This window comes from Klenkia brasiliensis (genome assembly GCF_900100695.1).
Lineage (GTDB): Bacteria > Actinomycetota > Actinomycetes > Mycobacteriales > Geodermatophilaceae > Klenkia > Klenkia brasiliensis.
This window is the reverse complement of the sequence record NZ_FNCF01000002.1, coordinates 392,494-416,110: the sequence shown is the minus strand read 5'-3', so window position 1 is coordinate 416,110 and position 23,617 is coordinate 392,494. Positions and strand designations below refer to the sequence as shown.

General features: G+C 74.1%; 22 protein-coding genes. 14 read left to right on the top strand and 8 right to left on the bottom strand.

Going from position 1 to position 23,617, the window contains the following annotated elements:
* Positions 1-8: 8 nt before the first annotated feature.
* The 7 genes from BLT39_RS06300 to BLT39_RS06270 all read right to left on the bottom strand — a co-directional run bounded on the left by BLT39_RS06300 (position 9) and on the right by BLT39_RS06270 (position 6,731).
* A complete protein-coding gene (locus tag BLT39_RS06300) occupies positions 9-479 on the bottom strand; it encodes a MarR family winged helix-turn-helix transcriptional regulator (protein WP_091060598.1) in 471 nt (156 codons plus the stop codon).
* A 151-nt stretch (positions 480-630) separates the two neighbouring features.
* Positions 631-1,179, bottom strand: coding sequence for a MarR family winged helix-turn-helix transcriptional regulator (locus BLT39_RS06295; protein ID WP_242658203.1), 549 nt, complete (start codon positions 1,177-1,179; stop codon positions 631-633).
* The gene (locus BLT39_RS06290; protein ID WP_091060595.1) at positions 1,176-1,604 is read right to left on the bottom strand and encodes a heat shock protein transcriptional repressor HspR; all 429 of its coding nucleotides are present in this window, start codon (positions 1,602-1,604) and stop codon (positions 1,176-1,178) included. Before BLT39_RS06290 ends, BLT39_RS06295 begins: the two co-directional genes overlap by 4 nt.
* Position 1,605: 1 nt before the next feature.
* Positions 1,606-2,832, bottom strand: a complete 1,227-nt coding sequence (gene dnaJ, locus BLT39_RS06285; RefSeq protein ID WP_091060592.1) for a molecular chaperone DnaJ — start codon at positions 2,830-2,832, stop codon at positions 1,606-1,608.
* A gap of 94 nt (positions 2,833-2,926) precedes the next feature.
* Positions 2,927-3,670, bottom strand: coding sequence for a nucleotide exchange factor GrpE (gene grpE, locus BLT39_RS06280; protein ID WP_091060589.1), 744 nt, complete (start codon positions 3,668-3,670; stop codon positions 2,927-2,929).
* Positions 3,667-5,544, bottom strand: coding sequence for a molecular chaperone DnaK (gene dnaK, locus BLT39_RS06275; RefSeq protein ID WP_091060586.1), 1,878 nt, complete (start codon positions 5,542-5,544; stop codon positions 3,667-3,669). Before dnaK ends, grpE begins: the two co-directional genes overlap by 4 nt.
* Positions 5,545-5,675: 131 nt before the next feature.
* Positions 5,676-6,731, bottom strand: coding sequence for a GGDEF domain-containing protein (locus BLT39_RS06270; protein WP_091060583.1), 1,056 nt, complete (start codon positions 6,729-6,731; stop codon positions 5,676-5,678).
* A 204-nt stretch (positions 6,732-6,935) separates the two neighbouring features.
* On the opposite strand from BLT39_RS06270, the gene BLT39_RS06265 reads away from it, so the two are divergent.
* The 14 genes from BLT39_RS06265 to BLT39_RS06200 all read left to right on the top strand — a co-directional run bounded on the left by BLT39_RS06265 (position 6,936) and on the right by BLT39_RS06200 (position 22,848).
* A complete protein-coding gene (locus tag BLT39_RS06265; RefSeq protein ID WP_091060580.1) occupies positions 6,936-9,290 on the top strand; it encodes a 4Fe-4S dicluster domain-containing protein in 2,355 nt (784 codons plus the stop codon).
* Positions 9,291-9,312: 22 nt separating this feature from the next.
* Positions 9,313-9,873: a hypothetical protein gene (locus BLT39_RS06260; protein WP_091060577.1), complete on the top strand. Its 561-nt coding sequence runs from the start codon at positions 9,313-9,315 to the stop codon at positions 9,871-9,873.
* 21 nt (positions 9,874-9,894) lie between these two features.
* Positions 9,895-10,851, top strand: a complete 957-nt coding sequence (locus tag BLT39_RS06255; RefSeq protein ID WP_207507663.1) for a DUF389 domain-containing protein — start codon at positions 9,895-9,897, stop codon at positions 10,849-10,851.
* A 41-nt stretch (positions 10,852-10,892) separates the two neighbouring features.
* Positions 10,893-12,065 (top strand): ROK family protein, encoded by a 1,173-nt coding sequence (locus BLT39_RS06250; RefSeq protein ID WP_242658202.1) that lies wholly within the window; start codon positions 10,893-10,895, stop codon positions 12,063-12,065.
* Between the two features lie 141 nt (positions 12,066-12,206).
* On the top strand, positions 12,207-13,742 hold the full coding sequence (locus tag BLT39_RS06245; RefSeq protein ID WP_242658201.1) for a sugar ABC transporter ATP-binding protein: 1,536 nt from the start codon (positions 12,207-12,209) through the stop codon (positions 13,740-13,742).
* Complete coding sequence (locus BLT39_RS06240) at positions 13,739-14,839, top strand: ABC transporter permease (protein ID WP_091060574.1); 1,101 nt, start codon at positions 13,739-13,741, stop codon at positions 14,837-14,839. Before BLT39_RS06245 ends, BLT39_RS06240 begins: the two co-directional genes overlap by 4 nt.
* 73 nt (positions 14,840-14,912) lie before the next feature.
* The gene (locus tag BLT39_RS06235; RefSeq protein ID WP_242658200.1) at positions 14,913-15,935 is read left to right on the top strand and encodes a substrate-binding domain-containing protein; all 1,023 of its coding nucleotides are present in this window, start codon (positions 14,913-14,915) and stop codon (positions 15,933-15,935) included.
* Between the two features lie 66 nt (positions 15,936-16,001).
* The gene (locus BLT39_RS06230) at positions 16,002-17,177 is read left to right on the top strand and encodes a Gfo/Idh/MocA family protein (protein WP_091060567.1); all 1,176 of its coding nucleotides are present in this window, start codon (positions 16,002-16,004) and stop codon (positions 17,175-17,177) included.
* Positions 17,177-18,181 (top strand): sugar phosphate isomerase/epimerase family protein, encoded by a 1,005-nt coding sequence (locus BLT39_RS06225; RefSeq protein ID WP_091060563.1) that lies wholly within the window; start codon positions 17,177-17,179, stop codon positions 18,179-18,181. Before BLT39_RS06230 ends, BLT39_RS06225 begins: the two co-directional genes overlap by 1 nt.
* 44 nt (positions 18,182-18,225) lie before the next feature.
* Positions 18,226-19,512, top strand: coding sequence for an MFS transporter (locus tag BLT39_RS06220; RefSeq protein WP_091060559.1), 1,287 nt, complete (start codon positions 18,226-18,228; stop codon positions 19,510-19,512).
* A 75-nt stretch (positions 19,513-19,587) separates the two neighbouring features.
* Complete coding sequence (locus tag BLT39_RS06215) at positions 19,588-20,154, top strand: PAS domain-containing protein (RefSeq protein WP_091060554.1); 567 nt, start codon at positions 19,588-19,590, stop codon at positions 20,152-20,154.
* 1 nt (position 20,155) lies between these two features.
* On the top strand, positions 20,156-21,109 hold the full coding sequence (locus tag BLT39_RS22935; RefSeq protein ID WP_242658199.1) for a methyl-accepting chemotaxis protein: 954 nt from the start codon (positions 20,156-20,158) through the stop codon (positions 21,107-21,109).
* A gap of 142 nt (positions 21,110-21,251) precedes the next feature.
* Positions 21,252-22,436: a protein kinase family protein gene (locus BLT39_RS06205; protein ID WP_131801418.1), complete on the top strand. Its 1,185-nt coding sequence runs from the start codon at positions 21,252-21,254 to the stop codon at positions 22,434-22,436.
* A 91-nt stretch (positions 22,437-22,527) separates the two neighbouring features.
* Positions 22,528-22,848, top strand: a complete 321-nt coding sequence (locus BLT39_RS06200; protein ID WP_091060549.1) for a hypothetical protein — start codon at positions 22,528-22,530, stop codon at positions 22,846-22,848.
* Positions 22,849-22,961: 113 nt separating this feature from the next.
* Here the strand turns inward: BLT39_RS06200 and BLT39_RS06195 are convergent, their stop codons facing one another.
* Entirely contained in the window at positions 22,962-23,609 is a 648-nt protein-coding gene (locus tag BLT39_RS06195) for a response regulator transcription factor (protein WP_278246953.1), read from the bottom strand.
* Positions 23,610-23,617: the final 8 nt, after the last annotated feature.

The following is a 23,617-nucleotide window of genomic DNA, read 5'->3' as shown; positions in this document are numbered from 1 at the left end:
GGGGGTGCTCATGCCGCGGCCTCCGGCCGGGGCGCGCGGCCGACCCCCAGGTCGGCGGTGAGGCGCTCGAGGAGGCGGCACAGGGTGGCTGCCTCCTCGTCGGTCCAGTCGGCCAGCGCGGCCGCGGCCCACTCGCCGCGCACCTCGCGGGTGCGGGCCAGGGCGGCCGCACCGGCCTCGCTGAGGCCGATCAGGCTGGCCCGGCCGTCGACCGGGTCGGGCCGGCGCACCAGGTAGCCGGCGCGCTCGAGCGCGGCGACCTGCCGGCTGACGACGGACCCGTCGACGCCGAGGTCGGCGGCCAGGGCGCTGCACCGCTGCTCGCCGTCGCGCTCGAGGGGGACCAGCAGGGCCCAGCCGAAGCCGGGCAGGTCGCCGTAGAGCTCGTGGGCGGCCCGGTGCGAGATCTGGCGGCCGGCGCGGATGAGCTGACCCAGACCGGCGGTCAGCCGGTCGGCCGTGTCCTGGGCGACGTGCACGCTGCACCTCCGACGTTGTTGTAGACCTCAACCATCTTCACCCAGTTGGTTGAGGTCTGCAACCGATGTGCCGGAGATGTGGGTCACCCAGGACGCACGACGGCCGCGCCCCCGTGCGGGGACGCGGCCGGGAGAGGGCTGCGGGGTGGGTTCAGTCCGCGGCGGGGACGGCGCCGCTGACCTGGGCCTCGCGGGCCTCGCCGAGCCGGTTGAGCCGGCCCAGCAGGGTGGAGAGGGAGGCGACGTCGTCGGTGGGCCAGTCGGCCAGGTCGGCCTCCCAGCGCGCCCGGCGGGCGTCGCGGATCTCGGAGAGCCGGCGGTGCCCCTCGGCGGAGGTGGACAGCACCTGCGCCCGGCCGTCGTCGGGGTCGGCGACCCGGTCCACCAGGCCGGCGTCGACCAGCGAGGCGACCTGCCGGCTGACCGTGGACTTGTCCAGACCCAGCCGGACGACCACGTCGCTGGCGCGCAGCGGACCGGCGTCGTCGAGCAGCACCAGCAGGCCGTAGGCGGCGCCGTCCAGACCGCGGTGCAGCTCACCGGCGAGCCGGCCCTGGATCGCCCGGGCCCGCCGGAGCAGCAGGGCCACCTCGCGCTCGAGGGCGACGTAGGCCTCGTGGGCGGCGGGGTCGGTGGTGGTCGTCGCGGTGCTCACGTCGTCCTCCACGTGCACCGGCCGCGTGGGGTTCCCGTCGCTCACCTGCTGCTCCTCGGTCCACGGGGCCGCCAGACCACCAGCGCGGTGCCCGGCGAGGCGTAGCCGGCGTCGGCGCGGAAGCCGGTGGCGGCCGCCTCCGCCGTCGCCGCGCGGTGCCGGGCGTCCTCGACCTCGACCAGCAGCCCGCGCACGCGGTCCTGCAGCGCCTCGACCTGGGACTCCAGCTCGATGATCCGCTTGATGCCGGCCAGGTTGACGCCGTCCTCCTGCGACAGCCGCTGCACCTCCCGCAGCAGCGCGACGTCGCGCGGGCTGTAGCGGCGCCCGCCACCGGCCGTGCGGCCCGGGCTGACCAGGCCGAGCCGGTCGTACTGGCGCAGGGTCTGCGCGTGCATCCCGGCCAGCTGGGCGGCCACGGAGATGACGAAGACCGGGGCGTCGTCGGCCACCGACCGCGGTTCGCTCACCTCACACACCCCCTCCCGCGCGCACCGCGGCGGTCACCTGCGGTCGCGGGTCCTCGTCGATCCGGGCGGCCAGCGCCTCGACCGCGGCCCGGGCGTCGGCGTCCAGCGTGGTCGGGACGGCGATGCTGACGGTGACCAGCAGGTCGCCGGTGCGGCCCTTGCCGTGCACCCCGCGGCCGCGCACCCGGAAGGTGCGCCCGCCCGCGGTGCCGGCGGGGACCTTGAGCGAGACCGTGCCGTCCAGGGTGGGGACGGTCAGCGTCGTGCCCAGCGCGGCCTCGGCGAAGCTGATCGGGACGTCGAGGGTCAGGTCGTCACCGCTGCGGCCGAACAGCTCGCTGCCGGTGACGTGCACGACCACGAACAGGTCACCGGCCGGCCCACCCCGGCGGCCGGGGGCGCCCTTGCCGGCCAGCCGGATGCGCTGCCCGTCCTTGACGCCGGCCGGGATGCGGACGGTGATCGTGCGCACCTGGTCGGTGATCCCGCTGCCCTTGCAGGTGGCGCACGGGTCGTCGACGACGCTCCCGCTGCCGCGGCACTCCCGGCAGGGCTCGGAGAAGGCGAACGCGCCCTGGCTGCGGCTGGTGACGCCGGCGCCGTTGCAGACCGGGCAGGTGTGCGGCGCGGTGCCGGGCTTGGCTCCGCTGCCGTGGCAGGTCGGGCACGAGCCGGGGCTCTGCATGCGCAGCGGCACGGTCACGCCGAGCACGGCCTCGTCGAAGGCCAGCGTCGCCTCGGTCTCGACGTCCTGCCCGCGGGCCGGGCCGGAGGCGGCCTGCTGGCGGCTGCGGGTGCCGGTGGCCCCGCCACCGCCGCCGCCGAACAGCCCGCCGAACAGGTCGCCCAGGCCGCCGGCCCGGGCGCCGCCCCCACCCGAGGCCGCGCCGAACAGGTCGCCGAGGTCGAAGGGCTGACCGGCGCTGCCGGCCGGGAAGCCGCCGGGCGGGAACCCGCCACCGCCGCCGCCACCGGGCCGGAACCCACCGCTGCCGAACAGCCGGCGGGCCTCGTCGTACTCCTTGCGCTTGGTCGCGTCCGAGAGCACCCCGTAGGCCTCGGAGGCCTCCTTGAACTTGGCCTCGGCCTGCGCGTTGCCCGGGTTCTTGTCCGGGTGCAGGTCACGGGCCAGGGCCCGGTAGGCCTTCTTGATGGCGGCCGCGTCGGCGTCCTTGGCGACGCCCAGTGCGGCGTAGTAGTCCTTCTCGATGAAGTCCCGGGTGCTCATCGGGCGCCCCCCTCCTGCTCGGTGTGCGTCCGGTGGCCGGACGGGATGGTCGGGTGCGGGCGGGGTGGCCGGAGCCGCCCCGCCCGCGTCGTGCTCAACCGGCCGGGGTGTCCCCCGGCTGCTGCTCCCCGTCGGCCGCCGGCGCCGGCGGCGCGGGGTTCTCGGGGTCGCTCACGCCGACCATCGCGGTGCGCAGCACCCGGTCACCGCGCCGGAATCCCGGGCGCAGCACCGTGGTGGCGGTGGGCACCTGCACGTCGGCGGAGGTGTCGTGCAGCACGGCTTCGTGCAACGCCGGGTCGAACGGGTCGCCCGGGGTGCCGAAGGTGACGACGCCCAGGCCGTCGAGCAGGCCCAGCACGCGGTCGGCGACCACCTTGAACGCGCCGGTCAGGTCACCGTGCTCGCGCGCCCGCTCGATGTCGTCCACGATCGGGATCAGCTGGCCGGCGAAGCGCTCGGCCGCCTGGTCCACCACCGCGACCCGGTCGCGGTCGACCCGCCGCCGGTAGTTGGCGTACTCGGCGGTGACCCGCTGCAGGTCCTCGGTCCGCTCGGCCAGCTGCCGGGCGGTGTCGTCACCGACCAGCTCGGCCGGGGTGTCGGGGACCTCGGGGGTCACCGGGTCGGGCTGGCCGGCCTCGGGGGCCGGACCGTTCTGCTCGCTCATCTGCTCCCCTGGGGTGGCTGTCGACCCTGCTTGACCGGCGGTGCCGGCCGGCGAGCCCAGAACGGTCTCGCCGGCCGGCTCCCGCACCTGGCCGCTGGTCGGGTCGATCCGGCGCTCGTCACGGATGACGACGCGCGGGGTCTCCTCGTCCTGCGGTCGGTCGGTCACTTCTTGTCGGTGTCCTCGTCCACGATCTCGGCGTCGACGACGTCGTCGTCGCTGCCCGAGGTCGCGCCCGCGGCACCCGCGGCACCGGCCCCCGCGGCACCCGGCTGGCCCTCGGCGCCGGCCGCGTTCTCCGCCTGCTGGGCGTAGAGCGCACCGCCGACCTCCTGGGAGATCCGGGCGACGTTCTCCTGCGCGGTCTTGATGGCCGCGATGTCGGAGCCGCCGAGGGCCGAGCGCAGGTCGGTCAGGGCCGCACCGAGCTCGTCCTTCTTGTCCTCGGGGATCTTGTCGCCGTTCTCCGCCAGGAACTTCTCGGTCTGGTACTGGAGGGACTCGGCCAGGTTGCGGGTCTCGGCCTCGTCGCGGCGCTTCTTGTCCTCTTCGGCGTGGGCCTCGGCGTCCTTCATCATCCGCTCGATGTCGTCCTTGGGCAGGGCCGAGCCGCCGGTGATGGTCATCGACTGCTCCTTGCCCGTACCCAGGTCCTTCGCGTGGACGTGCACGATGCCGTTGGCGTCGATGTCGAAGGCCACCTCGATCTGCGGGACCCCGCGGGGGGCCGGCGGCAGACCGGTCAGCTCGAACATGCCGAGCTTCTTGTTGTAGGCGGCCATCTCGCGCTCGCCCTGGAAGACCTGGATCTGCACCGAGGGCTGGTTGTCGTCGGCCGTCGTGAAGATCTCCGAGCGCTTGGTCGGGATCGTGGTGTTGCGCTCGATGAGCTTGGTCATGATCCCGCCCTTGGTCTCGATGCCCAGGGACAGCGGGGTGACGTCGAGGAGCAGCACGTCCTTGACCTCGCCGCGGAGCACGCCGGCCTGCAGCGCGGCACCGATGGCCACGACCTCGTCGGGGTTGACGCCCTTGTTGGGCTCCTTGCCGCCGGTGAGCTCGCGGACCAGGTCGGACACGGCCGGCATGCGGGTGGACCCACCGACGAGGACGACGTGGTCGATCTGGCCGACGGAGATGCCCGCGTCGCGGACGGCCTGGTTGAACGGGGCCTTGGTGCGGTCCAGCAGCGTCTGGGTCAGCCGCTGGAACTCCGCGCGGGTGATCGTGACGTCCAGGTGCAGCGGGCCGTCGGCGCCGGCGGTGATGTAGGGCAGGTTGACGTTGGTCGACTGCGCGCCCGACAGCTCGATCTTGGCCTTCTCGGCGGCCTCGCGGAGCCGCTGCATGGCGAGCTTGTCCTTGGACAGGTCGATGCCGTTGGCCGCGTTGAACTGCTTGACCAGGTGGTCCATGACGGCCTGGTCCCAGTCGTCACCACCGAGCTGGTTGTCACCGGCGGTGGCCTTGACCTCGATGACGCCGTCGCCGATCTCCAGCAGGCTGACGTCGAAGGTGCCGCCACCGAGGTCGAAGACCAGGATGGTCTGCTCGGTCTCGCCCTTGTCCAGGCCGTAGGCCAGGGCCGCGGCGGTGGGCTCGTTGACGATGCGCAGCACGTTCAGGCCGGCGATCTCACCGGCCTCCTTGGTGGCCTGGCGCTGGGCGTCCTCGAAGTAGGCGGGGACGGTGATGACGGCCTCGGTGACCGGCTCGCCCAGGTAGGTCTCGGCGTCGCGCTTGAGCTTCTGCAGCACGCGGGCGCTGATCTCCTGCGGGGTGTACTGCTTGCCGTCGATGTCGGCGGTCTTCCAGTCGGTGCCCATGTGCCGCTTCACCGAGCGGATGGTGCGGTCGACGTTGGTGACCGCCTGGTTCTTCGCCGACTGGCCGACCAGGACCTCGCCGTTCTTGGCGAAGGCGACGACCGACGGGGTGGTGCGGGAGCCCTCGGAGTTGGCGATGACCGTGGGCTCGCCGCCCTCGAGGACGGTGACGACGGAGTTGGTGGTGCCGAGGTCGATGCCGACCGCTCGTGCCATGGGATGTGGCCCTTCTCGTGCGCTGGTGTGCCGTGCAGGTCCGGTGGTCTCGCGTCGGGCGCCTTGCGCCGCGTCCGCTCAACTTTCCTGCCCACCGTAACGGCAAACCTCTCGGCGGTGTTCCCGGGTCCTCAGGGCCGGGGCAGCCGGGACACGACCAGGTCGCGCCCGCCCTCCTTGGCGACGTAGAGCAGCCGGTCGGCGCGCAGCAGGACCGCGTCCACCGAGTCCACGTCGCTGAGCACGCTGACCCCGAAGCTGGCGGTCATCACCAGCCCGCCCGGGAAGCCGTGGGCGGCGACGTCGCGGCGCAGCCGCTCGGCCACCGCGGCGCCGTCGTCGAGGTCGGCCCGCGGGACGACGACGAGGAACTCCTCGCCGCCCCAGCGGCCGAACACCGCGTCCGGGCGCAGCGAGGCCCGCACCACCCCGGCCACCTCCTGCAGCACCAGGTCCCCGACGTCGTGGCCGTAGCGGTCGTTGACCGCCTTGAAGTGGTCGAGGTCGAACAGCACGACGGCGGTGCTGCCGCCGGCCCGCCGGTCGGTGACGGCGGTGTGCAGCGCGTCGATGAGGCTGCGCCGGTTGGGCAGGCCGGTGAGCACGTCGGTGTGCGCGAGCTCCCGCAGCCGGGCGGCCTCGGCGCGGCTGAGCGCCAGCGCCTCCTTGCTGCGCGCCATGAGGAACGCCAGCATCGCCAGCACCACCACGTAGCCCAGCGCGCCGACCAGGTCGGGGGCGTAGTTGCGCTGCCCGGGCTCGCCGGGCACGAAGCGGACCAGCCCCACCACCAGGGCCACGGCCGGCCCGGCCAGGGAGGCGATCAGTGCCCACCGGGTGTCGAACCACAGGTGGGCCAGCACCACGAGCAGGCAGAGGTTGGCGAACACCCCGGGGAACAGCGAGGCCCAGGCCGCGGCGTCGTCGGCGGCGGTGGCCAGCTGCAGGGCCATCGTGGTCAGCCACACGCCGCCCAGCACGAGGAACCCGCCGACCTCGACCCACCGGATGCGGTCGGGCAGCCGCACGAGGACGACGCCGGCGCCGACCAGGAAGACGGCCAGCAGCGGGAAGGACACCGTGCGCTCCAGCGGGTGGCCCTCGGCGCCGGCGATCTGCCAGCCGCAGCCGACCAGGCCGAGCACGCAGATGGCGAGGTAGACGCGGCGGCGCACCTGCCCGTGCACGTGCCGCCTCCCCGTCCCGACCCGCAGCGCCGCGGATCGGCGCTGGTCGGGCGGTCGCCAGAGGTTGCCACGGCGGACCCGGGGACGGCAACGCGACCCGGCGGGCACCGTCCGGGGTTACTCGCCAGTAGCCTGTCGGAGCGCTCGACTATCGTCCGGGCACGTCACCTCGGTCGTCGTCGACCGGTGGGGAGAGGGAGTTCCGTGGGCCCGTTGCAGGTCGTCCTGGGCACGCTGTGCGTGCTGCTGCTCGTCGTCGCCGTGGTCCTCGCGACCCAGGCCGTGCGGAAGATGCTGGCGGTCATCAAGACCGGCCAGCCCGACGGCACCCGGTTCGGCCCCGTGGGCCCCCGGTTGAAGAACCTCGCCGTGGAGTCCCTGGGCCACACCCGGATGCTCAAGTGGTCGACCATCGGCGCCGCGCACTGGTTCGTGATGGTGGGCTTCTACGGCCTGTTCCTCACCCTGGTCGAGGCCTTCGGCGAGGTGTTCGACCCGGCCTTCCACCTGCCCCTGATCGGCACCTGGGGCATCTGGAACCTGTTCGTCGACGTGATCGGCCTGGGCACCGTGCTCGGCATCCTGGTGCTGATCGTGATCCGGCAGAAGGACCACCCGCGCCGCACCGGCCGCAACGGCCGCTTCACCGGCTCCAACGAGGGCCGCGGCTACTTCGTCGAGGCCGTCGTCCTGGTCATCGGCATCTGCATCCTGTCCATCCGGGCGGCCAAGATCGCCTCCGGCCTGGACGACGCCCCCGGCTGGTCGCACCCGGTCAGCTCGGCGCTGTCCAACCTGTTCCCGGACAACGCCGACCTGGTCAGCGTCATCGCGTTCGTGAAGATCGTGGTCAGCCTGGTGTGGCTGATCGTGATCGCCCGCAACCTCACGATGGGCGTGGCCTGGCACCGGTTCAGCGCCTTCTTCAACATCTACTTCAAGCGCGAGGAGTCCGGCGCGGTCGCGCTCGGCCCGATGCAGCCCATGACGTCGGGCGGTGTCCCGATCGACTTCGAGGACCCCGACGAGGACGCCGTCTTCGGCCGCGGCAAGATCGAGGACTTCACCTGGAAGGGGATGCTGGACTTCACCACCTGCACCGAGTGCGGGCGGTGCCAGAGCCAGTGCCCGGCCTGGAACACCGGCAAGCCCCTGTCGCCCAAGATGGTGATCATGGACCTGCGGGACCACCTGTACGCCAAGGCGCCGTACCTGGTGGGGGCCCGCGAGGTCGGCGACGGCAAGGGCGACAGCGCGGGCGGGGAGTCCGTCATGACGCCGGAGGCCCCGTCGATGGAGCAGACCTGGTACTCCGGCTTCGCCCGGGTCCAGGGCACCAACGACGCCCAGGCCGAGCGGCCACTGGTCGGCACCCTCGAGGAGGGCGGGGTCATCGACCCCGACGTGCTGTGGAGCTGCACCAACTGCGGCGCCTGCGTCGAGCAGTGCCCCGTCGACATCGAGCACGTCGACCACATCAACGACATGCGCCGCTACCAGACGCTGATCGAGTCCAGCTTCCCCTCCGAGGCCGGCGTGATGCTGCGCAACCTGGAGAACCGCGGCAACCCGTGGGGCGTCAGCCCGTCCACCCGCGACGAGTGGATGAAGGACATGCCCTTCCCGGTCCGCCAGGTCGAGGGCACCATCGACGACGACGTCGAGTACCTGTTCTGGGTCGGCTGCGCCGGCGCCATCGACGACCGCGCCAAGAAGGTCACCAAGGCCGTCGCCGAGCTGCTGCACACCGCGGGCGTGGAGTTCGCCGTCCTGGGCTCGGGCGAGACCTGCACCGGCGACCCGGCCCGCCGCATGGGCAACGAGTTCGTCTTCCAGCAGCTGGCCGCCGAGAACGTCGAGACGCTCAACACCGTCTTCGAGGGCCGGGAGGCCGGCCGGCGCAAGATCGTCGCCACCTGCCCGCACTGCTTCAACTCGATCAACCGCGAGTACCCGCAGCTGGGCGGCGACTACGACGTCGTGCACCACACCCAGCTGCTGGGCCAGCTGGTCGAGGAGGGCCGGCTCACCCCGGTCACGCCGATCGACCGCAAGGTGACCTACCACGACCCGTGCTTCCTGGGCCGGCACAACAAGGTCTACACCCCGCCGCGGGAGATCCTCGACAGCGTGCAGGGCCTGCGCACCCAGGAGATGCACCGCTGCAAGGACCGCGGCTTCTGCTGCGGCGCCGGCGGGGCGCGCATGTGGATGGAGGAGAAGATCGGGTCGCGGATCAACGTGAACCGCACCGAGGAGGCGCTCGAGCTCGAGCCCGACGTCATCTCCACCGCGTGCCCGTTCTGCATCACGATGCTGTCCGACGCGGTGAACTCCAAGAAGGAGAAGGGCGAGGCCGCCGAGCACGTCGAGGTGCTCGACGTCAGCCAGATCCTGCTGCGCTCGATGGCCCCGGTGGGGGCGGGGGCGGCCGGGGCGGAGTCCGGCCCGCAGCCGGGCGCCGAGGGCGCCACGGACCGCGGCACCGCCCCGCAGGGCACCCAGCACGGGGAGACCCAGCAGGGCCAGTCCGGCCCGGGCGCGGCCCCGGCCGAGTAGCCGGCGGGGGGACACTGACCGGGTGAGCTTCATCTTCGGCGGCGTCCGCGGGCGGGAGGACCCCGAGCTGGCGGCCGGCAACCGGCGCACCGCGCAGCACTTCGCCCGCGACATCGGCGACGAGCGCGCGCTGGCCGGGGACCGGGCGCCCATCCGCCGTGGCAATCACTGGATGTGGCTCGCCGTGGCCGTCGTCGTGCTCGCGGTGCTGGGCTTCACCTCCTCGCGCGGTGCCGACGAGGTGCCGCTGGCCGCCGACTGCACCACCCCCGCGATCGGGGTGTCCTCCAGCCAGGTCACCGCCGGGCAGACCATGTACGTGCGGCTGGCCGGCCCGGACGACGTGCCCTACGTGGTCACGGTCGACGGCGAGCCGGTCCGCGGCAACGCCGGCTCCACGGTCAGCTACACCCAGACCGCGGCCGGGCCGGCGCTCGAGCTCACCCAGTGCCTGTCCCCCGGCCTGGCGATCGCCGCGCCCGCCGGCGACGGCCCGCACGAGGTCGCCGTCCTCGCCGTGGCCGACGACGGCACGACCCGCCAGGTCGCCACCACCACGCTGCAGGTGTCGGGCACCCGCTGACCCGCACGGCAGGATCACGGTGTGCTGCTGCATCTGCGGATCACCGTCCCGGCCGACCGGGCCGACGAGGTCCACGCCCTGCTCGACGACCACCCCGGGGTGACCCACCTGGTGCACCTGCCGGGTGCGGTCCGCCGCCCGGCCGGTGACCTGGTGATGTGCGACGTGGCCCGGGAGTCGGTCGACCACCTCGTCGACGAGCTGCAGCTGCACGGGGTGGACCAGGACGGCGGCATCGCCATCGAGTCGGTGGACACCTCGCTGTCGGCGGCCTCCGACCGCGCCGAGCAGGAGGCCCCGGGGGACGGCGCGGACGCGGTGGTGTGGGACCAAGTGGTCTCCACCGCCGACGAGGAGTCCCGGCTGACCTGGACCTTCTGCGCCTTCCTCACCATCGCCTGCCTGCTGGCCGCGCTGGCGATCATCACCGACTCCGCGGTGCTGCTCATCGGCGGCATGGTCATGGGCCCGGAGTTCAGCCCGCTGGCCGGCATCGCGCTGGGGCTGGTGCACCGCGACCGGGAGGTCATCCGGCACTCGCTGGCCTCGCTCGGCGTGGGGTTCGCGGTCGCCACCGTGCTGACCGTCGGCTTCGCGCTGCTGCTGCGCTGGTGGGGCTGGGCCGACGTGTCCGACCTGCTCGCCGAGCGGCCGGCCACCGGGTTCATCACCCGGCCCGACCGGTGGTCCTTCCCGGTGGCCTTCATCGCCGGGGTGGCCGGCATGCTCGCCCTCACCAGCTCGAAGTCCGCCAGCCTGGTCGGCGTCTTCATCTCGGTGACCACGGTGCCGGCGGTCGCCGCCCTCGCGCTGGGCATCGCGTTCGGCGACTGGAGCGACGCCGCCCGCTCGGTGCTGCAGCTGGGCATCAACGTCGTCGGCATCATGCTGGCCGCGGTGCTGACCCTGCTCGTGCTCAAGGCGCTGTGGCGCCGGGTGCCCCGGGCGGTCCCCCGCGGCCTCGGCGAGGCGGGCTGAGCGCCGCGGTCCCCCGGCGGGGCCGTGCCACCATGTCGCGCGTGGTCCAGCAGCCGTCGGTCTCCGCCTCGCCGGCCGCGCTGCTGCAGCACGTGCGCGCCGGTCGGGCCAGCAGCCGGGCCGAGCTGGCCGCGCTGACCGGTGCCTCGCGCAACACCATCAGCAGCCGCGTCGACCAGCTCATCGGCGCCGACCTGCTGCTGGAGGGCGGGCGCGGGGACAGCACCGGCGGCCGGCCGCCGACCCTGCTGCAGTTCAACAGCCGCGCCGGCTGCGTGCTGGCCGTGGACCTCGGCGTGACCAGCGTCGACGTCGCCGTCACCGACCTCTCGGCCCGGGTGCTGGCCACCGCCGGCCACCCGATCGACATCGCCGAGGGGCCGCGGGCGGTGCTCGGCGAGGCCGTCCGGCTGGGCGCGGAGGTGCTGGCCGCGGCCGGGCTGTCCGACGCCGACGTCCGCGCGGTGGGGGTGGGCGTCCCCGGGCCGGTGGAGTTCTCGACCGGCCGGCCCTCCCACCCGCCGATCATGCCCGGCTGGCACGACCACCCCATCCCCGAGGCGTTCGCCCGGTGGCCGGTGCCGGTGGTCGTCGACAACGACGTCAACGTGATGGCGCTGGGCGAGATGGGTGTGACCGGCTCTGACCTCGACGTCCTGGTGGTCAAGGTCGGCACCGGCGTGGGCTGCGGCGTGGTGGTCGAGGGCCGGGTCTACCGCGGCGCCCAGGGCAGCGCCGGCGACATCGGGCACATCCACGTGCCCGCGCCCGACGGGCGCACCGTGCTGTGCCGCTGCGGCAACACCAACTGCCTGGAGGCGCTGGCCAGCGGCGCGTCGCTGCTGCGCGACGCCCTCGCCGCGGGGCTGCCGGTCAGCTCCACCCGCGACGTCGTCGGCCTGGCCGCCCGGGGCGATGGACCCGCGCTGGAGCTCGTCCGCCAGGCCGGCCGCACCATCGGCACGGTGCTGGCCGCCCTGGTCAACTTCTTCAACCCGCACCGGATCGTCGTCACCGGCGGGGTGGCCCACGCCGGGCTGCCGCTGCTGTCGGGGATCCGCGAGTCGGTCTACGCCCGGGCGATGCCGCTGGCCGCCCGCACGCTGGCCGTCGAGCTCAGCGCGGCCCCCGAGCTGTCCGGCCGGGTCGGCGCCGCGCTGATGGCCGTGGAGGCCTGCCTGGACGACGACGGCGTCCGCGTCGCCCTGTCCTGACCCGTAGCCAATCTCGTTTCGGTAACGCCACGTCGAGACCTTGACCACAGCTGTGCGCCGCCCATAGGTTCTCGCTGAGCGGACTAACGCTCACCATTGCGCATAAGTGCAACGGTCGGCCCGACGAGGGGCAGCGGCGTGGTGCGCGACAACCAGGTCCTCCTGCAGATGCAGGGGATCGTCAAGACCTTCCCCGGGGTGCGCGCGCTCGGCGGCGTGGACCTCGACGTCCGGGCCGGCGAGGTGCACTGCCTGCTCGGCCAGAACGGCGCCGGCAAGTCCACGCTGATCAAGGTCCTGGCCGGGGCGCACCAGCCCGACGAGGGCGAGATCCGCTGGGACGGCGAGGCCGTGCGGCTCACCGACCCGCAGGCGGCCATGAAGCTCGGCATCGCCACCATCTACCAGGAGCTGGACCTGGTGGCGGGGCTGTCCGTGGCCGACAACGTCTTCCTGGGCCGCGAGCGCTCCCGCTTCGGCCTGTCCCGGCCGGCCTCGGCGCACCGGGCCACCACCGCGCTGCTGGAGCGGCTGGGCCACCCCGAGATCCGGCCCGGCACCGAGGTGGGCGCGCTGTCGGCCGCCAGCCAGCAGATGGTCAGCATGGCCCGCGCGCTGTCCCAGGACGCCCGGCTGATCGTCATGGACGAGCCCTCCGCCGTGCTGGACAACGAGGAGGTCGAGCGGCTCTTCGACGTCGTCCGCGACCTCACCGCCGACGGCGTGGCCGTCGTCTACATCTCCCACCGGCTGGAGGAGATCCGCCGCATCGGCGACCGGATCACCGTCATCAAGGACGGCCGCACCGTGGCCACCGGGCTGCCCGCGCGCGACACCCCCACCCGCGACGTCATCGCGCTGATGACCGGCCGCAGCATCGAGTACGTCTTCCCCGGCCGCGAGGACCGGCCGGCCCCCGCCGCGGAGCCGCTGCTGGAGGTCGAGCACATCACGGTGCCCGGTCACGTCGCCGACGTCTCCTTCACCGTCGCCCCCGGGGAGATCCTCGGGCTGGCCGGGCTGGTCGGGTCGGGCCGCTCCGAGGTGCTCGAGGCGGTCTACGGCGCGCGCCGGCCCACCAGCGGCCAGGTGCGGGTCGGGGGCGAGCGGCTGCGCCCGGGGGACGTCGCCGCCGCGGTCGCCGCCGGCGTCGGCCTGGCCCCCGAGGAGCGCAAGAGCCAGGCCCTGCTGCTGGGCGACCCGATCTACCGCAACATCACCCTCTCCAGCCTGGCCCGGTTCGCCCGCGGCGGGTTCCTCTCCGTCCGCGGGGAGAAGGCCGCCGCCCGCGCGCAGACCGAGGCGCTGGACCTGCGGCCGGTCGACGTGGACCGCGAGGTGCGCACGCTGTCGGGTGGCAACCAGCAGAAGGTCGTGCTGGCCCGCTGGCTGCTGCGCGACTGCCGGGTGCTGCTGCTGGACGAGCCCACCCGCGGCGTCGACGTCGGCGCCCGGTCGGAGATCTACGCGCTGGTCCGCGCGCTGGCCGACCGCGGTGTCGCCGTGGTCGTCGTCAGCAGCGAGATCCCCGAGGTCCTCGGTCTGGCCGACCGGGTCCTCGTGCTGGCCGAGGGCCGCGTGCTGGCCGACGAGCCGGCCGGCGCACTGGACGAGCACCAGGTCCTCGACCTGGTCATGCAGGGCACCCCCACCCACAGCGAGGACGACGCGGCATGAGCACCCCCACCACCCAGGCACCCCCGACGACGTCCACCGCGACCCGGCGCCCCGCCGCGGCCGGCTTCCTGTCCGGCCCGGCCGGCCGGAACGCGGGCCTGGTCATCGCCCTGCTGATCCTCTGCGTCGTCGGCATCGCCACCGCCGGCGACCGGTTCGCCAGCACCGACAACCTGCTGACCATCCTGCGGCTGGCCGCGGTCACCGGCGTGGTCAGCGTCGGCATGACCTTCGTGATCATCGGCGGCGGCATCGACCTGTCCGTGGGCGCGCTGGTCGCGCTGTCCTCGGTCTGGGCCACCACGCTCGCCACGCAGGCCCTGGCCGCCGACGTGCACTGGGTCGTCATGGTCGGCACCGCCCTGCTGGTCGGCGCGGTGGCCGGTCTGGTCAACGGCGTGGTCATCGCCTACGGCAAGCTCGTGGCCTTCATCGCCACCCTGGCCATGCTCGCCGCGGCCCGCGGCCTGGCCGAGATCATCGCCAACCGGCGCACCCAGATCGTCCAGGACCAGGACTTCCTCCGGTTCTTCTCCGGCTCGCCGCTGGGTGTGCCGACCCTGGTCTGGATGTTCGCGGTCGTCGCGGCGCTGGGCTGGGTGCTGCTCAACCGGACGACGTTCGGCCGGCGCACCTTCGCCGTCGGCGGCAACGCCGAGGCCGCACGGCTGGCCGGCATCCGGGTGCAGCGGCACACCGTCGCCCTCTACGTGCTCTCGGGCGTCACCTGCGGCATCGCCGCGGTCATGCTCATGGCCCGCACCACGACCGGCAGCTCCACCCACGGCACGCTGCTGGAGCTGGACGCCATCGCCGCGGTGGTCATCGGCGGCACGCTGCTCGTCGGCGGGCGCGGCACGATCGTCGGCACCGTCCTCGGCGTGCTGATCTTCACGTCGCTGAGCAACGTCTTCACGCTGAACAACCTGTCCAGCTCCGCCCAGGCCGTCGCCAAGGGCGTGATCATCGTCGCCGCCGTCCTGCTGCAGCAGCGGGTCGCCGCCGGCCGCCGCCAGCGCCGCTCGCCGAGGGCCGTGCCGCCGACCGCCGCGGAGGGCGCCCCCGCCGGCGCCAGCCCCGGCGTCCCCGCCCCCTGATCCCCCCGCACCCCGACCTCCCCGCACCACCACCTCAAGGAGAACCCGCATGTCCGCACGGCACCGTCGCCTGTTGACCACCACCGTCGCCGTCGTCGGCGCCGCTGCCCTGGTCACCGGCTGCACCGGCAACACCCCCGAGGCCAGCTCCTCCGGCAGCGGCGGCGGCAACAACGCCGCCAGCTCGAACGACGACCCGGGCGACACCGTCGTCATCGGGTTCTCCGCCCCCGCGGCCGACCACGGCTGGATGGCCCAGATCACCGCGGCTGCCCAGGCCGAGGCCGACCGGTACTCCGACGTCGAGCTGCGCGTCGCCGAGGGCACCAACGACGTCAACGCCCAGATCAGCCAGGTCGAGACCTTCATCAACGACGGCGTCGACGCCATCGTCCTGCTGCCCTTCGACGGCGCGGCGATGACCCCGATCGCGCTGGAGGCCATGCAGGCCGGCATCCCGGTCATCAACGTCGACCGCGAGTTCGACGACCCCAACGCCGCCCGCGTCACCGTGCTGGGCGACAACTACGGCATGGGCATCTCCGCCGGGCAGTACATCTGCTCCCAGCTGGGCGACAAGCCCGACGCGGTGGTCGCCGAGGTCGCCGGCATCGACTCCCTGCCGCTGACCCAGGAGCGCAGCCAGGGCTTCTCCGACGCCCTCGCCGAGTGCGGCCTGGACGTCGACAACCGGGTCGCCGCGGAGTTCACCGTGGAGTCCGGCGAGGAGGTCACCGCCAACCTGCTGCAGGCCGCCCCGCAGATCGACGCCATCTGGAACCACGACGACGACCAGGGCATCGGCGTCCTGGCCGCCATCACCAACGCCGGCCGCGACGAGTTCTTCATGGTCGGCGGCGCCGGCTCGGCCAACGCCATGCGCAGCATCCAGGCCGGCGACTCGGTCCTGCAGGCCACCGTCATCTACCCGGCCAGCCAGGCCGCGGACGGCGTCCGGCTGGCCCGCCTGCTCGCCCAGGACAAGGGCCTGTCCGACCTGACCGACGTCGAGGTGCCCCGCGAGATCAAGCTGTCGGCACCCGTCGTGACCGCGGACAACGTCGACCAGTACATCGACAGCGCCTTCGAGTCCTGATCGAGCCCTGATCGACCGCCGGGGCCGCGCGCGAGCGCGGCCCCGGCCCACCCCAGGAGGACCCGCATGACCACCCCACTCCGGGTCGCGATGGTCGGCCACGCGTTCATGGGCGCCGCCCACTCGCACGCCTGGCGCACCGCACCCCGCTTCTTCGACCTCCCCCTGACCCCCGAGCTGGCCGTCGTCGTCGGCCGGGACGCCGACCGCGCCGCCGCGGCCGCCGACCGGCTCGGCTGGGCCGACAGCGCCTCCGACTGGCGGGAGGTGATTGCCCGGGACGACGTGGACCTCGTCGACGTCTGCACCCCCGGCGACACCCACGCCGAGATCGCGATCGCCGCGCTCGAGGCCGGCAAGCACGTGCTGTGCGAGAAGCCGCTGGCCAACTCGGTCGCCGAGGCGCAGGCGATGGCGGACGCGGCGGCCCGGGCCGCGGAGCGGGGCGTGTTCGCGATGGTGGGGTTCACCTACCGCCGGGTGCCGGCGATCGCGCTGGCGCGCCAGCTGGTCGAGCAGGGCCGCATCGGGCAGGTCCGGCACGTCCGCGCGGCCTACCTGCAGGACTGGATCGCCGACCCGCAGGCCCCGATGTCCTGGCGGCTGGAGGCGGACAAGGCCGGCTCCGGCGCGCTGGGCGACATCGGCGCGCACGTGGTCGACCTGACCCAGCACATCCTCGGCGAGCAGATCACCGGGGTCGCCGCGACCCTGGAGACGTTCGTCAAGGAGCGCCCGCTGCCCTCCTCCGCCGGGTCGTTGTCCGGCACCGCCGGCGAAGGCACCGGCACGGTGTCCGTGGACGACGCCGCGCTGTTCCTGGCCCGCTTCTCCGGCGGGGCGCTGGCCACCTTCGAGGCCACCCGGTTCGCCCTGGGCCGCAAGAACGCCATCCGGATCGAGGTCAACGGGTCGGCCGGCAGCCTGGCGTTCGACTTCGAGGACATGAACACCCTGCACTTCTTCGACGGCGCCGACCCCGACGAGACCGCCGGCTTCCGGCGGATCGTGGTCACCGAGCCCGGCCACCCCTACGTCGGCCACTGGTGGCCCGCCGGGCACGGGCTGGGCTACGAGCACGGCTTCACCCACCAGGTCGTCGACCTCGTGCACGCGCTGGCCGAGGGTGTGCAGCCCACGCCCTCCTTCGCCGACGGCCTGGCCGTGCAGCGCGTGCTGGACGCGGTGACCCGCAGCGCGGCCGACAACTCCACCTACACCCCGATCCCAGGAGCCTTCTGATGCCACGTCCGGTCACCCTGTTCACCGGCCAGTGGGCCGACCTGCCCTTCGAGGAGGTGTGCCGGCTGGCCTCCGGGTGGGGCTACGACGGCCTGGAGATCGCCTGCTGGGGCGACCACCTCGACGTCGTCCGCGCCACCGAGGACGACGCGTACCTCAAGGGCAAGAAGGACCTGCTCGAGCAGCACGGCCTGCAGGTCTGGACCATCTCCAACCACCTCAACGGCCAGGCGGTCTGCGACGACCCGATCGACGCCCGGCACCAGAACATGGTCGACCCGCGGGTGTGGGGCGACGGCGACCCCGAGGGCGTGCGCCGCCGCGCCGCGGAGGAGATGAAGGCCACCGCGCACGCCGCGAAGGCCCTCGGCGTCTCCACCGTCGTCGGGTTCACCGGGTCCTCGATCTGGAAGACCGTGGCCATGTTCCCGCCGGTGCCCGAGTCGATGGTGGCCGCGGGCTACCAGGACTTCGCCGACCGGTGGAACCCGATCCTGGACGAGTTCGACGCCGCCGGAGTCCGGTTCGCCCACGAGGTGCACCCGTCCGAGATCGCCTACGACTACTGGACGACGGTGGCCACGCTGGAGGCCATCGGGCACCGCGAGGCGTTCGGGCTGAACTGGGACCCGTCGCACTTCGTCTGGCAGGACCTGGACCCGGTCGGGTTCCTCTGGGACTTCAAGGACCGGATCTACCACGTGGACTGCAAGGACGCGAAGAAGCAGGTCGGCAACGGCCGCAACGGCCGGATGGGCTCCCACCTGCCCTGGGCCGACCCGCGCCGCGGCTGGGACTTCGTCTCCACCGGGCACGGCGACGTCCCGTGGGAGGCCTGCTTCCGGATGCTCAACACGATCGGCTACGACGGCCCGATCTCGGTGGAGTGGGAGGACGCCGGCATGGACCGCCTGGTCGGCGCCCCCGAGGCGCTGGCCTTCGTCCGCTCGCTGGCCTTCGACCCGCCGTCCGCGGCCTTCGACGCGGCCTTCTCCCGCAGCTGACCCGCCCCGCCCGGGCCCTCCGCCCGGGTGGAGCATGGACCCCCGTGACCACTGCGCCAGCCCCCGCCGGATCGACCCGACGGGGGCTGGCGCTCGTCGCGGTCGCCGTCGTGCTCACCGGGTTCAACCTGCGGACGGCGGTCAACAGCATCGGGCCGGTGCTGCAGGAGATCGAGCAGGGCCTGGGCATCTCCTCCGGTGCCGCCGGGCTGATCACCACGATGCCGCTGCTGTGCTTCGCCGCGATCGGGTTCGCCGGCCCGCCGCTGGCCGCCCGGTTCCGCGACGGCCACGTGCTGGCCGCCGCGCTGGTGGTGATGGCGCTCGGCGTGCTCGGCCGGGCCGCGGCGCCCTCGTTCTGGCTGTTCCTGCTCGGCACGGTGGGCACGATGGTCGGCGGGGCGCTGGGCAACGTGCTGCTGCCGGGCATCGTCAAGCACTGGTTCCCCGGCCGCACCGGCCTGCTGGTCGGCGCCTACAGCACGGCCATGGCGATCGGCGGTGCGGTCGCCAGCGTCTCGACCGCGCCGGTCGCGGCCGCCGTGGGCGCCGACGGGTGGCGCTGGGCGCTGGGGGTGTGGGCGGTGTTCGCCGTCCTCGCGGTGCTGCCGTGGCTGGCCGTGCCGAAGCGGGCGGGCGGGTCCGGCGGGCCGGCCCGGGCGGTGCGGCTGCGCGCGCTGGTGCGCAGCTCGCTGGCCTGGCAGCTGGCGGTGTTCTTCGGCCTGCAGGCGATGCAGGCCTACGTGATCGTCGGCTGGACGGCGCAGTACCTGCGCGACGAGGGCATGTCCGCCGCGGCGGCCGGCGCGCTGGTCGGCGTCAACGCGCTGATCGTCATCCCGCTCAACGCCCTGGTGCCGGTGGGCACGGTCCGGCAGGCCTGGCAGCGGCCGATGCTGGTCGCGTTCATGGCCTGCTACCTCGCCGGCTGGACCGGCCTGCTGCTCGCGCCGCTCACCCTGACCTGGCTGTGGATGTCGCTGCTGGGCTGCGGCATGGGCACCTTCGCGATGGTGCTCGCGCTGCTGGGCATGCGGGCCCGGACGCCGGAGACGGTGAACGCGCTGTCGACGGTCGTGCAGGGCTGGGGCTACGCGCTGTCGGCGGCCGGGCCGGTGCTGGTGGGCCTGCTGCGCGGCTGGACCGGCGGGTACACCGGCATGTTCGTGCTGGTCTACGCCGGGGTCGCCGGGCTGTTCGTCACCGGGTGGCTGGTCTGCGCACCCCGCCAGGTGGACGACGAGGTGCCCGGGCTGACCGGCCCGGCCGACGGGTCCCCCGTGGTGGAGGCCGCCGGCGCCGAGCCCCCGGTCGTCGTCGACCGCGGCTGACCGGCGGCCCGGCTCAACTCGGAACCAGTCCGTCCGAAGACGGAGGCGACTCCCCCCGAGACGAGACGGACGCCCATGACCACGCTGGAGGCCCCGGCCCGCGGCCGGACCCCCGTACGACCGACCGGCGTCGAGCGCAGCTTCGGCGCCGACGAGCTGATCGTCTCCAAGACCGACCGCCGCGGCGTCATCACCTACGCCAACGACGTGTTCTGCCGCGTGGGCGCCTACGCCCTCGACGAGGTCCTGGGCCAGCCGCACAACCTCATCCGGCACCCCGACATGCCGCGGGCGGTGTTCGCGCTGCTGTGGGACACCATCTCCGCCGGCCAGGAGCTGTTCGCCTACATCAACAACCTGGCCAAGGACGGCGCGAACTACTGGGTCCTGGCGCACGTCACGCCCTCCTTCGACGAGCGCGGGCAGATCGTGGGCTACCACTCCAACCGCCGCCGTCCCTCCCCCGGCGCGCTGGCCCAGGTGCGGCCGCTGTACACCGCGCTGCTGGACGAGGAGCGCCGTCACCCCACCGCCCGCGCGGCCGTGGCCGCCTCCTCCGAGCTGCTCACCCGGCTGGTGGCCGAGCGCGCCGCCAGCTACGAGGACCTCATCTGGTCGATCATCGGCGCCGAGGAGAACTGACGTGTCCCTGCTGTCCCGTGGCGGGTCGTCCTCCGACGCCGCCGAGATCGCCGTCTACCGCGCCTTCGTGCGCCAGCTGACCCAGGACCTGGCCGCGGCCGCCCGCGGTGACCTCGAGGCCCGCGCCGTCCCCGTGCCCGGCTCCGCCGACGTCCCCGAGCTGGTCGCGCTGCGCGACGAGGTCAACCGGGTCCTCGACGTCTCCGACGCCTTCGTCCGCGAGGCCAGCGCGTCGCTGACCTCGGCCTCGGAGGGCCGCTACCACCGCAAGGTGCTGCTCACCGGCCTGCCCGGCTCGTTCCGCCGCAGCGCCGCCACCATCAACGACGCCCGCGACGCGATGAAGGCCTCCGCGGGCCGGGTCGACGCCGCCGCGGCCTCCCGGCTGGAGCTGGCCGACGAGTTCGAGTCGGTCGTGCTCTCGACGTCGGAGGGCGTGGCCACCGCCGCCACCGAGCTGTCGGCCACCGCGGCCGGGCTGACCGGCGCGGCCGGGGCGGCCAGCACCGAGGTGGACGCCGCCCGCGGCACCATCAACTCCCTCACCCGGTCCTCGCACGAGATCGCGCAGGTCATCGCGCTGATCGAGAGCGTCGCCGGGCAGACCCGCCTGCTGGCCCTCAACGCGACCATCGAGGCGGCCCGCGCCGGCGAGGCGGGCCGCGGCTTCGCCGTGGTGGCCAGCGAGGTCAAGGACCTGGCCGACCAGACCGGCCGGGCCACCGAGAAGGTCACCGAGCAGGTCGCGGCCATCCAGGCCTCCTGCGACGACGTGGCCGCGGTGATGAGCTCGGTCGGGGACACCGTGCTGGCCATGACCGGGCTGGTCGAGGGCATCGCGGCCGCCGTCGACGGTTCGGCGTCCCTGGCGGGGGCCGACCAGACGGGGCTGTCGCGGCTGGCCGAGCAGCTCAGCTCGGAGATGACCGGCTTCCTGGCGGCGATGCGCCAGTAGCCCCCGGGTATCGGGAGCTCCACCCCTCTCTTCCGGCCCGATCGGCAGGGTGGAGCTTCCGATACCCCCGGGCGGCGGGTGGATGAGGGATCCCTCATCCGGCGCTCACCGGCGCGTCACGCCCCCGGCGCAGGGTCGGGCGGTGACCTCGCTGCTCGCCCCCGCCGCCGGTCCCGCCCTCGCCCAGCGCTGGCCGCCGTCCCTGCGGCTGCTGCTCGGCGAACCCGCCGTCGACCTCTGGACGGCGGCGCTGGCGCCCTCGGGCGCGTCGCTGCGCGCACTGCGGGCGACGTCGGTGTCGCTGCGGGCCGACGGCTCGGCCACCGTGCAGTACGCCGCGCAGCTGGTCGACGCCGCCGGTCGCCCGCTCACCGACACCCTCGCCGCCACCACCGGCAGCCGGATCCCGGTCGGCGCCGCGGTGCTCACCGACGGCGCCGGCACCGACGTCGGGCTGTGGCGCTGGCCGCACGACCCCGCGCTGCCGGCGCTGGCCCGGGCGACGTCGGCGACGGCCGTCCGCTCGTGGCTGCCCGCGCTCGGCGCGCCCGCGCAGGGCGCCCGGCTGCGGCTGCGTGCCTACCGGCCCGGACGGCGCGCGGTGGTGGAGGTGCAGGCCCCGGGCGGGCGGTGGTTCGTCAAGGTGGTCCGCCCGGCCGAGGTCGACGGGCTGGTGCAGCGGCACCGGCTGCTGGCCGGGCTGCCGGTGCCCGAGGTGCTGGCCGCGGACGACGACGGCGTGGTGGTGCTGGCCGAGCGCCCGGGGACGCCGGTGCGCGCCGTCCTCGACGACCCGGGGACGCGCCCGTCGGCCGCCGTCCTCACCGAGCTGCTGGACCGGCTGCCGGCCGCGCTGGCCGAGCTGCCGCCGGTGCGCGGACCGCTGGAGCGGGCCGCCGGGCACGCCGCCGCGCTGGGCCTGGTGGTGCCGCACCTGCGCCCCCGGCTGTCCGCGCTGGCCGACGCCCTGGCTGCGGCCGACCCCGGCAGGCACCCGCTCGTGCCGGTGCACGGTGACCTGTACGAGGCGCAGCTGCTGCTGGCGGACGGGCAGGTCAGCGGCCTGCTCGACGTCGACGGGGCAGGTGCCGGGCACCGGGTCGACGACCTGGCGAACCTGCTGGGCCACCTGGCCGTGCTGGGCGCGCACGGCTACCGGCGGGAGCTGACCGCCGCGCTGCCCTGGCCCCCGGCGCAGCTGGCGCCCCGGGTGGCCGCGGTGGTGCTGGGCCTGGCCACCGGCCCGTTCCGGGTGCAGGGGCGGGCGTGGCCGCAGGCGACGGAGGCCCGGCTCGCGCTGGCCGAGGACCTGCTCGCCGGCCGATGAGAGAGCGCTCACCGAGCTCTCCTCGGCACCTCACCGGGCGTGGGGATGGTGGTCCCCGTCAGCAGATGAGCCCGACCGAGGAGGACCCGAGATGAACCGCCCCGCCACCTGGAAGACCGTCACCTTCGGCGTCGCCCTGACCGGCCTGGGGATCGCCGGCGTCGGCGTCGCCGCGGCCGACGACGACGCGCCGACCACCCAGCAGTCCAGCAGCCAGGCCGTCGCCGGGGACGACACGCCCGACGCCACGCCGGACACCCAGACCCCCGACGACGCCACCCCCGACGACGCCACCCCGGACGACGCGACCCCCGACGACGCCACCCCGGACGACGCGACCCCGGACGACGCCACGCCGGACACCCAGACCCCGGACGACAACACCCCGGACGACACCACGCCCGACGACTGATCGCGCCCGCCCGGGACCATCCCCGGGCGTTGACCGTGCAGATCCGCAACGGGGACACGCCGGCCCACGGCGTGTCCCCGTTGCCGTCGCGCAAGATCACGAGCGGGGCGGGCTCAGACCAGGCGGTAGCCCATCCCCCGCACCGTCTCGATCCGCGCGGCGCCCAGCTTGCGGCGCAGGTACCGCACGTAGACGTCCACCACGTTGGAGCCGGGGTCGAAGTCGTAGCCCCAGACGTGGGAGAGCAGCTGCTCGCGGGCCAGCACCTGGCCGGGGTGGCGCAGGAAGGTCTCGGCGAGGGCGAACTCCCGGGCCGAGAGGTCCACGGTGCGGCCGTCGACGTGGGCGCGGCGGGTGCGCAGGTCCAGCGACAGGTCGCCGGCGGTGAGCACGGTCAGCTCGCCGCCGGACCGGTCGGGTGCCAGCCGCAGCCGCACCCGGGCCAGCAGCTCCTCGAACCGGAACGGCTTGGCCATGTAGTCGTCGGCGCCGCCCTCGAGCCCGGCGACGGTGTCGGTGACCGAGTCCCGCGCGGTGAGGACGACGACCGGGATGGTGCACCGCTCGGCGCGCAGGGCCTTGAGCACGGCGAACCCGTCCAGGACCGGCAGCCCGGTGTCGAGCACCACGAGGTCGTGCTCGCCGCTGCGGGCGGCGTCCCGGGCGGCCAGGCCGTCGCCGACGACGGTCACGGTGAACCCGTTGGCCTTCAGGCCCTTCTCCACGAACGACGCGATGCGCGGCTCGTCCTCGGCGACCAGGATCCGGC

Coding starts and splice junctions, on each gene's coding strand:
- dnaJ (WP_091060592.1), bottom strand. CDS start 2,832: ATGAGCACCCGGGACTTCATCGAGAAGGACTACTACGCCGCACTGGGC.
- dnaK (WP_091060586.1), bottom strand. CDS start 5,544: ATGGCACGAGCGGTCGGCATCGACCTCGGCACCACCAACTCCGTCGTC.
- BLT39_RS06240 (WP_091060574.1), top strand. CDS start 13,739: ATGAGCACCCCCACCACCCAGGCACCCCCGACGACGTCCACCGCGACC.
- BLT39_RS06230 (WP_091060567.1), top strand. CDS start 16,002: ATGACCACCCCACTCCGGGTCGCGATGGTCGGCCACGCGTTCATGGGC.
- BLT39_RS06225 (WP_091060563.1), top strand. CDS start 17,177: ATGCCACGTCCGGTCACCCTGTTCACCGGCCAGTGGGCCGACCTGCCC.
- BLT39_RS06215 (WP_091060554.1), top strand. CDS start 19,588: ATGACCACGCTGGAGGCCCCGGCCCGCGGCCGGACCCCCGTACGACCG.
- BLT39_RS06200 (WP_091060549.1), top strand. CDS start 22,528: ATGAACCGCCCCGCCACCTGGAAGACCGTCACCTTCGGCGTCGCCCTG.